A 12,787-nucleotide genomic window follows, 5' to 3' on the forward strand; every position below is an offset into this window, starting at 1 on the left:
AATGGCTCAGCAGGGCAGTGGTTATCAGGCTCGCTATAAACGCATTCTACTCAAGCTTAGCGGTGAGGCCCTCATGGGCTCGGAAGAGTTCGGCATCGATCCCAAGGTGCTGGATCGCATGGCGCTGGAAGTCGGCCAGCTGGTCGGTATCGGCGTTCAGGTCGGTCTGGTGATCGGCGGCGGCAACCTGTTTCGTGGCGCGGCCTTGAGTGCTGCGGGCATGGATCGGGTGACAGGCGATCACATGGGCATGCTGGCCACTGTGATGAACGCCTTGGCAATGCGCGATGCGCTGGAGCGCGCTAATATCACCGCCATCGTGATGTCGGCCATTTCCATGGTAGGCGTGACCGATCATTACGACCGCCGCAAGGCCATGCGCCATCTCAGCTCGAAGGAAGTGGTGATTTTTGCTGCCGGCACTGGTAATCCGTTCTTTACGACCGACTCGGCTGCCTGCCTGCGAGCGATCGAGATCGACGCCGATGTAGTGCTCAAGGCCACCAAGGTGGATGGTGTCTACACTGCAGATCCGTTCAAGGACCCGAATGCCGAGAAGTTCGATCATCTGACCTACGATGAAGTGCTGGATCGCAAGCTGGGTGTGATGGATCTGACCGCAATCTGCCTGTGTCGCGATCACAAGATGCCATTGCGCGTCTTCAACATGAACAAGCCGGGTGCTCTTCTGAATATCGTCCATGGTGGCGCTGAAGGGACCCTGATCGAGGAAGCACAATAATGATCAACGAAATCAAGAAAGACGCTCAGACCCGCATGCAGAAGAGTCTGGAATCGCTGACCCATGCGTTCACCCGTATCCGTACCGGCAAAGCGCATCCGAGCATCCTCGGTGGAGTCATGGTTCCTTACTACGGTGCCGATACCCCGCTCAGCCAGGTGGCCAACGTCACCGTCAAGGACTCGCGTACCCTTCAGGTCGTAGCGTTCGAGCGCAACATGCTGGCCGCTGTCGACAAGGCCATCCAGAGCTCCGGTCTGGGTTTCAACCCGACCAACCTGGGTGAGTTGCTGCTGATCTCCATGCCGGCGCTGACCGAAGAAACCCGTAAGGGCTTCACCAAGCAGGCGCGTGATGCCGCAGAAGATGCCCGTGTGGCCGTCCGTAACATTCGCCGTGACGCCTTGAGCCAGTTGAAAGACCTGGTCAAGGAGAAGGAAATCAGCGAAGACGAAGAGCGTCGTGCGGCTGACGACATACAGAAGCTGACTGACAAGTTCGTGGCGGAAATCGAAGTTGCGGTCAAGCAGAAAGAAGCCGATCTGATGGCTGTTTAAGGTTTCGGACGCTTTCATGGAAAAGATAAAACCGGCCGTGACGCCCTCGGTGCCGCGCCATGTCGCGATTATCATGGATGGTAATAATCGCTGGGCCAAGAAGCGCCTGCTGCCAGGCGTTGCAGGCCACAAGGCGGGTGTCGATGCTGTGCGGGCCGTTATCGAGGTCTGCGCTGAAGCCCGGGTCGAAGTGCTGACACTGTTCGCGTTTTCCAGTGAAAACTGGCAGCGCCCGGCCGAAGAGGTGGGTGCGCTGATGGAGCTGTTTTTCACGGCGCTGCGCCGTGAAACCAAGCGCCTGAACGAAAACGAGATCAGCCTGCGTATCATCGGCGACCGCTCGCGCTTTCACCCTGAACTTCAGGCGGCCATGCGCGAGGCGGAAGTGCGCACCTCCGGCAACAGCCGCTTCGTGCTGCAGATCGCTGCCAACTACGGTGGGCAGTGGGACATCGCGCAGGCCGCCCAGCGGCTGGCGCGTGAGGTTCAGGCCGGACATCTGCAGCCGGAGGACATTACTCCCCAGTTGTTGCAGACCTGTCTGGCCACCGGCGACCTGCCGTTGCCGGATCTGTGCATCCGCACCGGCGGTGAGCACCGCATCAGCAACTTCCTGCTTTGGCAGCTGGCCTACGCCGAGCTGTACTTCTCCGACCTGTTCTGGCCGGACTTCAAACACGATGCCATGCGCGCTGCGCTGGCAGATTTCGCTTCTCGCCAACGTCGCTTCGGTAAAACCAGCGAACAGGTAGAAGCTGGAGCCCGGGCTTAATGCTGAAACAACGGATCATCACGGCACTCATTCTGTTGCCGATCGCCTTATGCGGGTTTTTCCTGCTGACCGGCATGTACTTCGCCCTGTTCATCGGGGTGGTCGTGGTTCTGGGTGCCTGGGAATGGGCACGACTCGCAGGTTTTGCCGCACAGTCGATGCGTATCGGCTATGCGGCTGTGGTCGCTGTTCTGCTTTTTCTCATGTACCTGCTGCCGGGGCTGGAGCCCTGGGTGCTGGTTGCCGCAGTCATCTGGTGGGGCGTTGCGACCTTTCTGGTCCTTACCTATCCGGACTCGAGCAGTCACTGGGCAAGTGCAGCGTGCAAGCTGGTCATCGGTCTTCTGATTCTGCTGCCTGCATGGCAGGGTCTGGTTCTGATCAAGCAATGGCCGTTGGGTAACTGGCTGATTCTGTCGGTAATGGTGTTGGTCTGGGCCGCCGACATTGGTGCTTATTTCTCCGGCAAGGCTTTTGGCAAGCGCAAGCTTGCGCCCAAGGTGAGCCCTGGCAAGAGCTGGGAGGGCGTATATGGCGGTCTAGTGGTCAGTCTGGGCATCACGGCAGCAGTGGGCTTTTCCCGCGACTGGACAGTTGCGCAGTTCATTGCGGCGCTCTTCGGCGCAGCGGTGATCGTATTCATCTCGGTGATTGGCGACCTGACCGAAAGCATGTTCAAACGCCAGTCCGGGGTCAAGGACAGCAGCAATCTGTTGCCTGGCCACGGCGGGGTGCTGGACCGTATCGACAGCCTCACGGCGGCCATCCCGGTATTTGCCGTTCTGCTCTGGGCCGCTGACTGGGGTGTCATGTGAGTGGGCCGCAACAAATTACCATTCTGGGTGCAACCGGTTCCATCGGGCTGAGCACTCTGGATGTCGTTGCCCGTCATCCAACGCTTTATCAAGTGTTCGCGCTCACCGGCTTCAGCCGTCTGAACGAACTGCTGGCCTTGTGCATCAGGCACACGCCGCAATACGCCGTAGTGCCTGATCAGGTGGTCGCCCGCAAACTGCAGGATGACCTGGCGGCTGCCGGTCTCGATACCCGGGTGCTGGTCGGCGAGGGCGGTTTGTGCGAAGTGGCCGCTGACCCACGGGTCGATGCGGTCATGGCCGCCATTGTCGGGGCTGCCGGCTTGCGTCCGACGCTGGCTGCGGTGGAAGCGGGCAAGAAGGTATTGCTGGCCAACAAGGAAGCGCTGGTCATGTCCGGCGCCCTGTTCATGCAGGCTGTTCGGCAAAATGGCGCTGTGCTGTTGCCCATCGACAGCGAGCACAATGCGATCTTCCAGTGCCTGCCCGGCGACTTCGCCCGCGGGCTGGGTGCCGTCGGTGTCCGGCGGATCATGCTGACTGCCTCGGGCGGACCGTTCCGCGAAACGCCGCTGGAGCAGTTGCAGAATGTTACGCCAGAGCAGGCTTGTGCCCATCCGGTCTGGTCGATGGGGCGCAAGATCTCCGTCGATTCGGCGACCATGATGAACAAGGGGCTCGAGCTGATCGAAGCCTGCTGGCTGTTCGATGCGCGTCCGGATCAGGTCGAGGTGGTCATTCACCCGCAAAGCGTGATCCACTCGCTGGTCGACTATGTCGATGGCTCGGTGCTGGCTCAGTTGGGAAATCCCGACATGCGTACCCCCATCGCCAATGCACTGGCATGGCCTGCGCGTGTAGACTCTGGCGTTGAGCCACTGGATCTGTTTCGTATCGGCCAGCTTGATTTTCAGGCGCCGGACGAGGAACGATTCCCATGTCTGCGGCTGGCCCGACAGGCGGCGGAGGCTGGGGGCAGTGCACCTGCCATGCTCAACGCGGCCAATGAAGTGGCCGTTGCGGTATTCCTCGAAGGGCGTATCCGCTACCTGGAAATCGCCGGTATTATCGAGGAGGTTCTCGATCACGAGCCTGTCACTGCGGTCGAAGGGCTGGATGCGGTGTTCGCAGCTGACGCGAAGGCGCGTTTGCTGGCAGGCCAATGGCTTGAGAGACACGGGCGATAGCGACCTGAAAACCCGTCAGGGTGTGAGTGAAAGGGTTGATGTGGTGCGTCAACGGCGGGCCTGAAGGCCTGCAATGATTAACACACTGGCCGACCAGTCGGTACCCGGAGAAGACTGATGAGCGCTTTATACATGATTCTCGGCACCCTGATTGCGCTGGGCGTGCTGGTGACCTTCCACGAATTCGGCCACTTCTGGGTGGCGCGTCGTTGTGGCGTCAAAGTGCTGCGTTTTTCAGTAGGCTTCGGCACGCCTCTGCTGCGCTGGCATGACCGTCAGGGCACAGAATACGTGGTGGCTGCCATCCCTCTGGGCGGCTATGTGAAAATGCTCGACGAGCGCGAGGGTAATGTTCCGCCCGAGCTCGCTGACCAATCGTTCAATCGCAAGACAGTAGGGCAGCGCATCGCCATCGTGATCGCCGGCCCGACAGCCAACTTCCTTCTCGCCATCGCATTTTTCTGGGTGCTGGCGATGATGGGCAGTGAGCAGGTGCGTCCGGTTATCGGCGCAGTGGAGGCCGGAAGTATCGCCCAGCAGGCTGGCCTGACGGCTGGACAGGAAATCGTCGCTGTCGATGGCGAGCCTACTTCTGGTTGGGCTGGGGTCAACCTGCAACTGGTCCGTCGTCTGGGTGAAAGCGGTACTATCGCTTTGAAGGTCAGGGATCAGGGTTCTACGGTCGACACCTCCCGTGAGCTGGTACTCAATGACTGGCTGAGGGGCGCAGAAGAGCCTGATCCTATCAAGTCGCTGGGTATTCGTCCGTGGCGTCCCGCGCTGTTGCCGGTGCTGGCAGAAATCGATCCGAAAGGTCCCGCGCAGAGCGCGGGGCTTAAAACAGGTGATCGTTTGGTTTCGATGGACGGTCAGCCGCTCAATGAGTGGCAACAGGTTGTCGATCGGGTACGCGAGCGTCCTGAGGCGAAGATTTCGCTGCGCATCGAGCGCGACGGCGTGCAAATGGACGTGCCGGTTACTCTCGCGGCCAAGGGCGAGGGCAAGGCTGCCGCGGGTTACCTCGGTGCTGGTGTGAAAGCTGTCGATTGGCCACCGGAAATGCTGCGCGAGGTCAGTTACGGGCCTTTCGCGGCGATGGCCGAGGGTGTGAAGCGCACCTGGAACATGAGTGTGCTGACCCTGGACTCGCTGAAGAAAATGTTGTTCGGCGAGCTCTCGGTAAAAAACTTGAGTGGACCGATAACCATTGCTAAAGTGGCGGGCGCTTCGGCCCAGTCGGGCATCGGAGATTTTCTGAACTTCCTCGCTTATCTGAGTATTAGCCTGGGTGTTCTGAATCTGCTGCCCATTCCCGTCCTGGACGGGGGGCATTTGCTGTTTTATCTGATCGAGTGGGCGCGTGGTCGTCCCCTTTCGGAAAAGGTTCAAGGTTGGGGGGCGCAGATCGGTATCAGTCTGGTAGTGGGCGTAATGTTGCTCGCGCTGGTCAACGATCTGGGCCGACTGTAAAGCGTTGCCGAGTTGCGAATCTGCCGCATTTTGCGGCAGTTTGTTTATTGCCAGTTGGAATAAGAAAGGACTTCATGAAACGTCTGCTGCTAACTGCGGTTCTTTCCGCACTGATGATCGCTGAAGTTCACGCCGAGTCCTTCACCATCTCCGATATCCGTGTCAACGGCCTGCAGCGGGTATCCGCCGGCAGTGTCTTTGGTGCATTGCCGCTGAACGTAGGCGAGCAGGCGGACGATGGTCGTTTGGTCGATGCTACCCGTTCGCTGTTTAAAACCGGTTTCTTTCAAGATATCCAGCTGGGTCGCGACGGCAACGTGCTCGTCATCAATGTCGTCGAGCGCCCTTCGGTTGCGAGTATCGAAATCGAGGGTAACAAGGCCATTTCCACCGAGGACCTGATGAAGGGGCTGAAACAGTCCGGTCTGGCCGAAGGTGAGATTTTCCAGCGTGCAACCCTCGAAGGTGTGCGTAACGAGCTGCAACGTCAATACGTTGCCCAGGGCCGTTACTCTGCCGAGGTTGACGCCGAGGTCGTTCCTCAGCCGCGCAACCGCGTAGGCCTGAAGATCAACATCAATGAAGGCACCGTAGCCTCCATTCAACACATCAACGTGGTGGGCAACACGGTCTTCTCCGATGAAGACCTGACCGACCTGTTCGAGCTCAAGACCAGCAACTGGCTGTCGTTCTTCAAGAATGATGACAAGTACGCCCGTGAAAAGCTGTCGGGTGACCTTGAGCGTCTGCGTTCGTACTACCTCGATCGCGGCTATATCAACATGGATATCGCCTCGACCCAGGTGTCTATCACGCCTGACAAGAAGAACGTGTACATCACGGTCAACATCAACGAAGGCGAGAAGTACAGCGTTAAGTCGGTCAAGCTGAGCGGTGACCTCAAGGTCCCTGAAGACCAGGTCAAATCCCTGTTGCTGGTGCAGCCGGGCCAGGTCTTCTCGCGCAAGGTCATGACCACGACGTCCGAACTGATCACCCGTCGTCTGGGTAACGAAGGCTATACCTTCGCCAACGTCAACGGCGTGCCGACGCCGAATAACGAAGACCACACGGTCGATATCACCTTTGTCGTCGACCCGGGCAAGCGTGCCTATGTCAACCGTATCAACTATCGCGGCAACACCAAGTCGGAAGACGAAGTGCTGCGTCGCGAAATGCGTCAGATGGAAGGCGGCTGGGCATCGACCTACCTGATCGACCAGTCGAAAACCCGTCTGGATCGTCTGGGCTTCTTCAAGGAAGTCAACGTCGAGACGCCGCCTGTTCCAGGCACCGACGATCAGGTCGATGTGAACTACGCCGTTGAAGAGCAGGCGTCCGGTTCGATCACCGCCAGCGTAGGCTTCGCGCAAAGCGCCGGTCTGATCCTCGGTGGTTCGATCAGCCAGAACAACTTCCTGGGTACTGGTAACAAGGTCAGCATCGGTCTGACCCGCAGCGAATACCAGAGCCGTTACAACTTCAGCTACGTCGATCCGTACTACACGCCGGACGGTGTCAGCCTGGGTTACAGCGCGTTCTACCGCACCACCAACTACGATGACCTCGACGTTGATGTTGCAAGCTATGCGGTTGACAGCCTGGGTGCCGGTATCAACCTCGGCTACCCGATCAGCGAGACTTCGCGCCTGACCTACGGCCTGACCGTGCAGCAGGACGAAATCAAGACCGGCAAGTACACCGTTGACGAGATTTTTGACTTCGTCGAGAAGGAAGGCGACAAGTACCTGAACTTCAAGGGCTCGATTGGCTGGTCTGAATCGACTCTGAACAAAGGCGTGCTGGCGACCCGTGGTCACTCGCAAAGCCTGGTGTTCGAATCCACCTTGCCGGGCAGCGACCTGTCGTTCTTCAAGCTGGATTACCGTGCTCAGTACTTCCATCCGATCACCGATAACTACACCCTGCGTCTGCACACCGAGCTGGGTTACGGTGACGGATACGGTTCGACCTCGGGTCTGCCGTTCTACGAGAACTACTACGCGGGCGGTTTCAACTCGGTACGTGGCTTCAAGGACAGCACTCTTGGTCCACGCAGTACGCCTAGTAATGGTTCCAAGCCAGGTACATTGGCGGACCCGGATCAGGATCCACTGCCGTTCGGCGGTAACGCCTTGGTTCAGGGTGGTGTAGAAGTCATGTTCCCGCTGCCATTCGTCAAGGATCAGCGCTCGCTGCGTACGTCTGTGTTCTGGGACGTGGGTAATGTCTTCGATACCAAGTGCGACTCGACCAGAACAAGCTCGTCAGGCAAGAAAGTCGAATGTAACGACATCGACCTTTCCGGCATGGCCAGCTCTGTGGGTATCGGCGTCACCTGGATCACCGCACTCGGCCCGCTGAGCTTCGCTCTGGCGATGCCGATCAAGAAGCCGGACGACGAAGCCGAAACGCAGGTTTTCCAATTCTCCCTGGGTCAGACCTTCTAAGCGTCTGATCTTTGATAACGCAACGAATTTTGTAGGAGTTGTATTGTGCGTAAGTTGACTCAACTGGTAATGCTGGCAACCGTACTGGTCGCAAGCCCTGCATTCGCCGACATGAAAATTGCGGTACTGAACTATCAGATGGCCTTGCTGGAATCTGACGCTGCGAAGAAATACGCTGTCGATGCCGAGAAAAAATTCGGTCCGCAACTGACCAAGCTGAAAAGTCTGGAAAGCAGCGCCAAGGGTATCCAGGATCGTCTGGTCAGCGGTGGCGACAAGATGGCTCAGCCTGAGCGCGAGCGTCTGGAGCTTGAATTCAAGCAAAAGGCCCGCGACTTCCAGTTCCAGTCCAAGGAACTGAACGAAGCAAAGGCAGTTGCTGACCGTGAAATGCTCAAGCAGTTGAAGCCGAAGCTGGATCAGGCTGTAGAAGAAGTCATCAAGAAAGGTGGTTTCGACCTGGTTTTCGAGCGCGGTGCGGTGATCGACGTCAAGCCTCAGTATGACGTGACTCGTCAGGTCATCGAGCGCATGAACCAGCTGAAGTAACCATGAGCATAACCATCAAACTCGGTCAGTTGGCCGAGTTCCTTGGTGCCACGTTACGTGGCGACAAGGACAAGGACATCACCGGGCTGGCCTCTTTAGAAGAGGCTGGCCCTGGTCAAATCAGTTTTCTGGCAAAATCCAAATACCGTCAATTCCTGGTCGATGCCCAGGCTGCTGCCGTGCTGCTCAAGCCCGCAGATGCCGACAGCTACACCGGAGATGCGCTATTGGTCCCGGATCCTTATCTGGCTTATGCCCGTATTTCGCATTTTTTCGATCCCAAGCCTAAAAGCAGCGCAGGCGTTCATCCGACGGCCTTGATTGCCGAGGATGCACTGATTGATCCTGCCGCCAGCATTGGCGCTTTTGCCGTGATCGAGAGCGGTGTGCGCATTGCAGCAGGTGTCACCATCGGTGCGCACTGCTTCATTGGCGCTCGCTGCGAGATCGGTGAAGGCGGCTGGCTGGCACCCCGTGTGACGCTTTATCACGATGTGCGCATCGGCAAGCGTGTGGTCATTCAGTCGGGTGCTGTGCTGGGCGGTGAAGGTTTTGGCTTTGCCAATGAAAAGGGTGTCTGGCAGAAAATCGCACAAATCGGCGGCGTCACCGTGGGTGATGACGTCGAGATCGGTGTTAATACGGCGATCGATCGCGGTGCACTGGCTGACACACGCATTGGCAATGGCGTGAAACTGGATAACCAGATTCAGATTGCTCACAACGTTCAGATTGGCGACCACACGGCGATGGCCGCGTGTGTCGGCATTTCCGGAAGCACTAAAATCGGCAAGCATTGCATGCTTGCTGGTGGTGTTGGTCTGGTAGGGCATATCGAGATTTGTGATGGTGTTTTCATCACCGGCATGACGATGGTGACGCATTCCATTACCGAGCCGGGTTCCTACTCGTCCGGTACGGCCATGCAGCCGGCCGGCGAGTGGCGCAAGAGTGCAGCTCGTCTGCGCAAAATCGATGATATGGCGCGACGTCTGCAAAAGCTTGAAAAGGCCATAGAGACGGTGACCTGCGCTGATAATCGCTCATCTGATGGCTGATACCTTTTTAATATCAAGCGTGCTCAGTCGATAAACTGCCTCCTTGATGTAGAGGGGTGCTGCGCAGTCGCGACGCACTCCTAATCTTTACTACAGGCTTCCCCTCGAAATGATGGACATCAAAGAAATTCGCGAATACCTGCCTCATCGTTACCCGTTCCTGCTGGTGGATCGCGTGACCGAGCTGGATATCGAGAACAAGAACATTCGCGCCTACAAGAATGTCAGCGTCAATGAGCCTTTCTTCAACGGTCACTTTCCCGAGCATCCCATCATGCCCGGCGTGCTGATCATCGAAGCGATGGCGCAAGCTGCCGGTATTCTTGCGTTCAAGATGCTCGATTCCAAGCCTTCGGACGGCACGCTCTATTATTTCGTGGGCTCGGACAAACTGCGTTTCCGTCAGCCGGTCCTGCCGGGCGACCAACTGGTTCTCGAGGCGAAGTTCCTGAGCAGCAAACGTCAGATCTGGAAGTTCGAATGCAAGGCTACCGTTGATGGCAAGGCAGTCTGCTCTGCCGAAATCATCTGTGCGGAACGCAAACTATGAGTTTGATTGACCCTCGCGCAATCATCGATCCGACGGCCGTTCTGGCCGACAATGTTGAGGTCGGCCCTTGGTCGATCATCGGACCCGGTGTGGAAATTGGCGAGGGTACAGTTGTCGGTCCTCACGTTGTCCTCAAGGGGCCAACCAGAATCGGCAAGCACAACCGTATCTACCAGTTTTCATCGGTGGGTGAAGACACGCCTGATCTGAAATACAAGGGCGAGGAAACCCGCCTTGTCATCGGCGATCACAACGTGATCCGCGAAGGCGTGACCATTCACCGCGGGACCGTTCAGGACCGTGCCGAAACCACGCTGGGCGATCACAACCTGATCATGGCCTATGCCCATATCGGGCACGACAGCGTGATCGGCAACCACGTGATTCTGGTCAACAACACCGCCCTGGCAGGCCATGTTCATGTGGATGACTGGGCTATCCTGTCGGGCTTTACTCTGGTCCATCAGTTCTGCCATATCGGTGCGCACAGCTTCTCCGGCATGGGCACTGCGATCGGCAAGGATGTACCTGCGTTCGTCACGGTGTTTGGCAATCCGGCCGAGGCGCGCAGCATGAACTTCGAGGGCATGCGTCGTCGGGGTTTCTCCGAAGAAGCCATTCATGCGCTGCGCAGAGCCTACAAGACGGTTTATCGTCAGGGTCTGACCATCGGCCAGGCGCTGGCCGATCTGGCAGAGCCTGCGGCGCAGTTTCCTGAAGTGGCCATATTTCTTCAGTCCATTCAGACGTCGACTCGCGGCATCATTCGCTAATCATGACCAGTCCACTCTGTATCGCTCTGGTCGCGGGTGAAGCATCCGGCGATATCCTCGGATCCGGTTTGATGCGTGCCCTCAAGGTGCGCCATCCCGATATCCGCTTCATCGGTGTCGGCGGTCCGTTGATGGAAGCCGAAGGCATGCAGTCCTCCTTCCCGATGGAACGCCTGTCGGTGATGGGGCTGGTTGAAGTGCTCGGGCGACTGCGCGAGCTGCTGGCCCGGCGCAAGCTGTTGGTCCAGACCCTGATCACTGAAAAGCCGGACGTCTTCATCGGCATCGACGCCCCTGATTTCACGCTCAATATCGAACTTCAGCTGCGTCGCGCCGGCATCAAGACCGTGCACTACGTCAGCCCCTCAGTCTGGGCCTGGCGCCAGAAGCGTGTGCTGAAGATTCGTGAAGGCTGTGATCTGATGCTGACCCTGTTGCCGTTCGAGGCGCGTTTCTACGAAGAGCAGGGCGTACCGATGCGCTTCGTCGGGCATCCGCTGGCAGACACCATCCCCCTGGAGTCCGATCGTGCAGGTGCTCGCGCTGGCCTGGGATTCGCGCAGGATACGCCGGTTGTGGCATTGATGCCGGGCAGCCGGGGCGGTGAAGTGGGGCGTCTGGGCGCATTGTTTTTCGACACGGCCGAACTGTTGCTTGCCGGGCGCCCGGGCCTGCGCTTCGTACTGCCGTGCGCCAGCCCGCAGCGGCGGGCTCAGGTGGAACAGTTGCTGCAGGGTCGTGATTTGCCCGTCACGCTGCTCGACGGCCAGTCGCACGTTGCTCTGGCCGCCTGTGATGCGGTACTGATCGCCTCCGGCACGGCGACCCTGGAAGCGCTGCTTTACAAGCGTCCCATGGTGGTTGCCTACCGCCTGGCGCCGCTGACCTTCTGGATACTCAAGCGAATGGTCAAGAGCCCTTATGTGTCGCTGCCGAACCTGCTGGCCCAGCGTCTGCTGGTGCCTGAACTGCTGCAGGACGACGCTACGCCAGAAGCCCTGGCGCGTACGCTGCTGCCATTGATCGAAGACGGTCGCGAGCAGACCGCCGGTTTTGACGCTATTCACCGGGTTCTGCGCCGCGATGCGTCCAATCAGGCCGCCGATGCGGTATTGAGCCTGCTCGGACGGTCGCCTTCACTGTGAGGTCGCCCATGATGCAAACAGGTCTGGATTTTACCCTCGTCGAGGACCTGGTGGCGGGTGTCGATGAAGTGGGTCGCGGTCCGCTGTGCGGTGCAGTGGTAACCGCCGCCGTCATTCTCGATCCGACCAGGCCCATTCTCGGTCTCAATGACTCGAAGAAACTGACCGAAGCCAGGCGCGAAAAGCTCTACGTCGAAATTCAGGAGAAAGCCCTGTGCTGGTTCATCGCCAGGGCTGAAGTCGAAGAGATCGACCAGTTGAATATCCTGCACGCCACGATGCTGGCCATGCAGCGCGCCGTCGAAGGGTTGAGTATCACGCCCAGACTGGCGCTTATCGACGGCAACCGCTGCCCGCAGTTGTCGGTGCCTTCGGCGCCGGTGGTAAAGGGTGACTCCAAGGTACCCGCCATCGCCGCCGCATCGATTCTCGCCAAGGTAAGCCGGGACCGGGAAATGGCGGCGTTTGAACTCATCTATCCGGGTTATGGCATCGGTGGGCACAAGGGTTATCCTACGCCGGTGCATCTGGAGGCACTGGCCCGGCTTGGGCCTACGCCCATTCATCGGCGTTCCTTCGCTCCGGTGCGTGCAGCCCATGAAGCGCGCGCCACGCTAATGCTCGGCGGCTCGCTTCCGTTGTCAGCCGGTTTGCTGCAGGACTGACGTTTCACTCCGGGCCAGCTACAATCCTGCCCTTCGTTTTTTGTATTTTCGCGT

General features: G+C 58.5%; 13 protein-coding genes. All 13 read left to right on the top strand.

Annotation, left to right across the window (positions count from 1 at the left end; all coding sequences use genetic code 11):
• The first annotated feature begins 1 nt into the window (after position 1).
• The 13 genes from pyrH to rnhB all read left to right on the top strand — a co-directional run bounded on the left by pyrH (position 2) and on the right by rnhB (position 12,733).
• The gene (pyrH, locus tag ACW55A_RS02565; RefSeq protein ID WP_003364856.1) at positions 2-742 is read left to right on the top strand and encodes a UMP kinase; all 741 of its coding nucleotides are present in this window, start codon (positions 2-4) and stop codon (positions 740-742) included.
• Positions 742-1,299 carry a ribosome recycling factor gene (gene frr, locus ACW55A_RS02570; protein ID WP_003433381.1) on the top strand — a complete coding sequence of 186 codons (558 nt, stop codon included), beginning with the start codon at positions 742-744 and terminating at the stop codon, positions 1,297-1,299. Before pyrH ends, frr begins: the two co-directional genes overlap by 1 nt.
• Before the next feature lie 16 nt (positions 1,300-1,315).
• Positions 1,316-2,071, top strand: coding sequence for a polyprenyl diphosphate synthase (gene uppS, locus ACW55A_RS02575; protein ID WP_024661502.1), 756 nt, complete (start codon positions 1,316-1,318; stop codon positions 2,069-2,071).
• Entirely contained in the window at positions 2,071-2,886 is an 816-nt protein-coding gene (locus ACW55A_RS02580; RefSeq protein WP_003415535.1) for a phosphatidate cytidylyltransferase, read from the top strand. Before uppS ends, ACW55A_RS02580 begins: the two co-directional genes overlap by 1 nt.
• Positions 2,883-4,073, top strand: a complete 1,191-nt coding sequence (gene ispC, locus ACW55A_RS02585) for a 1-deoxy-D-xylulose-5-phosphate reductoisomerase (RefSeq protein WP_455808861.1) — start codon at positions 2,883-2,885, stop codon at positions 4,071-4,073. The genes ACW55A_RS02580 and ispC overlap by 4 nt, the downstream gene beginning before the upstream one ends.
• 117 nt (positions 4,074-4,190) lie before the next feature.
• Complete coding sequence (rseP, locus tag ACW55A_RS02590; protein WP_003364845.1) at positions 4,191-5,543, top strand: sigma E protease regulator RseP; 1,353 nt, start codon at positions 4,191-4,193, stop codon at positions 5,541-5,543.
• Positions 5,544-5,617: 74 nt separating this feature from the next.
• Positions 5,618-7,993, top strand: coding sequence for an outer membrane protein assembly factor BamA (gene bamA / locus ACW55A_RS02595; RefSeq protein WP_054080755.1), 2,376 nt, complete (start codon positions 5,618-5,620; stop codon positions 7,991-7,993).
• 45 nt (positions 7,994-8,038) lie between these two features.
• Positions 8,039-8,542, top strand: coding sequence for an OmpH/Skp family outer membrane protein (locus ACW55A_RS02600; RefSeq protein ID WP_003364839.1), 504 nt, complete (start codon positions 8,039-8,041; stop codon positions 8,540-8,542).
• Positions 8,543-8,544: 2 nt separating this feature from the next.
• Positions 8,545-9,600, top strand: a complete 1,056-nt coding sequence (gene lpxD / locus ACW55A_RS02605; protein WP_024661504.1) for a UDP-3-O-(3-hydroxymyristoyl)glucosamine N-acyltransferase — start codon at positions 8,545-8,547, stop codon at positions 9,598-9,600.
• 109 nt (positions 9,601-9,709) lie between these two features.
• Positions 9,710-10,150 (top strand): 3-hydroxyacyl-ACP dehydratase FabZ, encoded by a 441-nt coding sequence (gene fabZ / locus ACW55A_RS02610; RefSeq protein ID WP_002554719.1) that lies wholly within the window; start codon positions 9,710-9,712, stop codon positions 10,148-10,150.
• Positions 10,147-10,923: an acyl-ACP--UDP-N-acetylglucosamine O-acyltransferase gene (lpxA, locus tag ACW55A_RS02615; protein WP_003364836.1), complete on the top strand. Its 777-nt coding sequence runs from the start codon at positions 10,147-10,149 to the stop codon at positions 10,921-10,923. Before fabZ ends, lpxA begins: the two co-directional genes overlap by 4 nt.
• 2 nt (positions 10,924-10,925) lie before the next feature.
• Positions 10,926-12,068, top strand: a complete 1,143-nt coding sequence (lpxB, locus tag ACW55A_RS02620) for a lipid-A-disaccharide synthase (RefSeq protein WP_498810528.1) — start codon at positions 10,926-10,928, stop codon at positions 12,066-12,068.
• Between the two features lie 8 nt (positions 12,069-12,076).
• Entirely contained in the window at positions 12,077-12,733 is a 657-nt protein-coding gene (gene rnhB, locus ACW55A_RS02625) for a ribonuclease HII (protein WP_080376792.1), read from the top strand.
• Positions 12,734-12,787: the final 54 nt, after the last annotated feature.

It is taken from the genome of Plantibacter cousiniae (nom. nud.) (genome assembly GCF_977070315.1).

What these genes read in the sequence shown, in the direction of transcription:
- pyrH (WP_003364856.1), top strand. Translation starts at nt 2, where the DNA reads ATGGCTCAGCAGGGCAGTGGTTATCAGGCTCGCTATAAACGCATTCTA.
- frr (WP_003433381.1), top strand. Translation starts at nt 742, where the DNA reads ATGATCAACGAAATCAAGAAAGACGCTCAGACCCGCATGCAGAAGAGT.
- uppS (WP_024661502.1), top strand. Translation starts at nt 1,316, where the DNA reads ATGGAAAAGATAAAACCGGCCGTGACGCCCTCGGTGCCGCGCCATGTC.
- ACW55A_RS02580 (WP_003415535.1), top strand. Translation starts at nt 2,071, where the DNA reads ATGCTGAAACAACGGATCATCACGGCACTCATTCTGTTGCCGATCGCC.
- rseP (WP_003364845.1), top strand. Translation starts at nt 4,191, where the DNA reads ATGAGCGCTTTATACATGATTCTCGGCACCCTGATTGCGCTGGGCGTG.
- bamA (WP_054080755.1), top strand. Translation starts at nt 5,618, where the DNA reads ATGAAACGTCTGCTGCTAACTGCGGTTCTTTCCGCACTGATGATCGCT.
- lpxD (WP_024661504.1), top strand. Translation starts at nt 8,545, where the DNA reads ATGAGCATAACCATCAAACTCGGTCAGTTGGCCGAGTTCCTTGGTGCC.
- fabZ (WP_002554719.1), top strand. Translation starts at nt 9,710, where the DNA reads ATGATGGACATCAAAGAAATTCGCGAATACCTGCCTCATCGTTACCCG.
- lpxA (WP_003364836.1), top strand. Translation starts at nt 10,147, where the DNA reads ATGAGTTTGATTGACCCTCGCGCAATCATCGATCCGACGGCCGTTCTG.
- lpxB (WP_498810528.1), top strand. Translation starts at nt 10,926, where the DNA reads ATGACCAGTCCACTCTGTATCGCTCTGGTCGCGGGTGAAGCATCCGGC.
- rnhB (WP_080376792.1), top strand. Translation starts at nt 12,077, where the DNA reads ATGATGCAAACAGGTCTGGATTTTACCCTCGTCGAGGACCTGGTGGCG.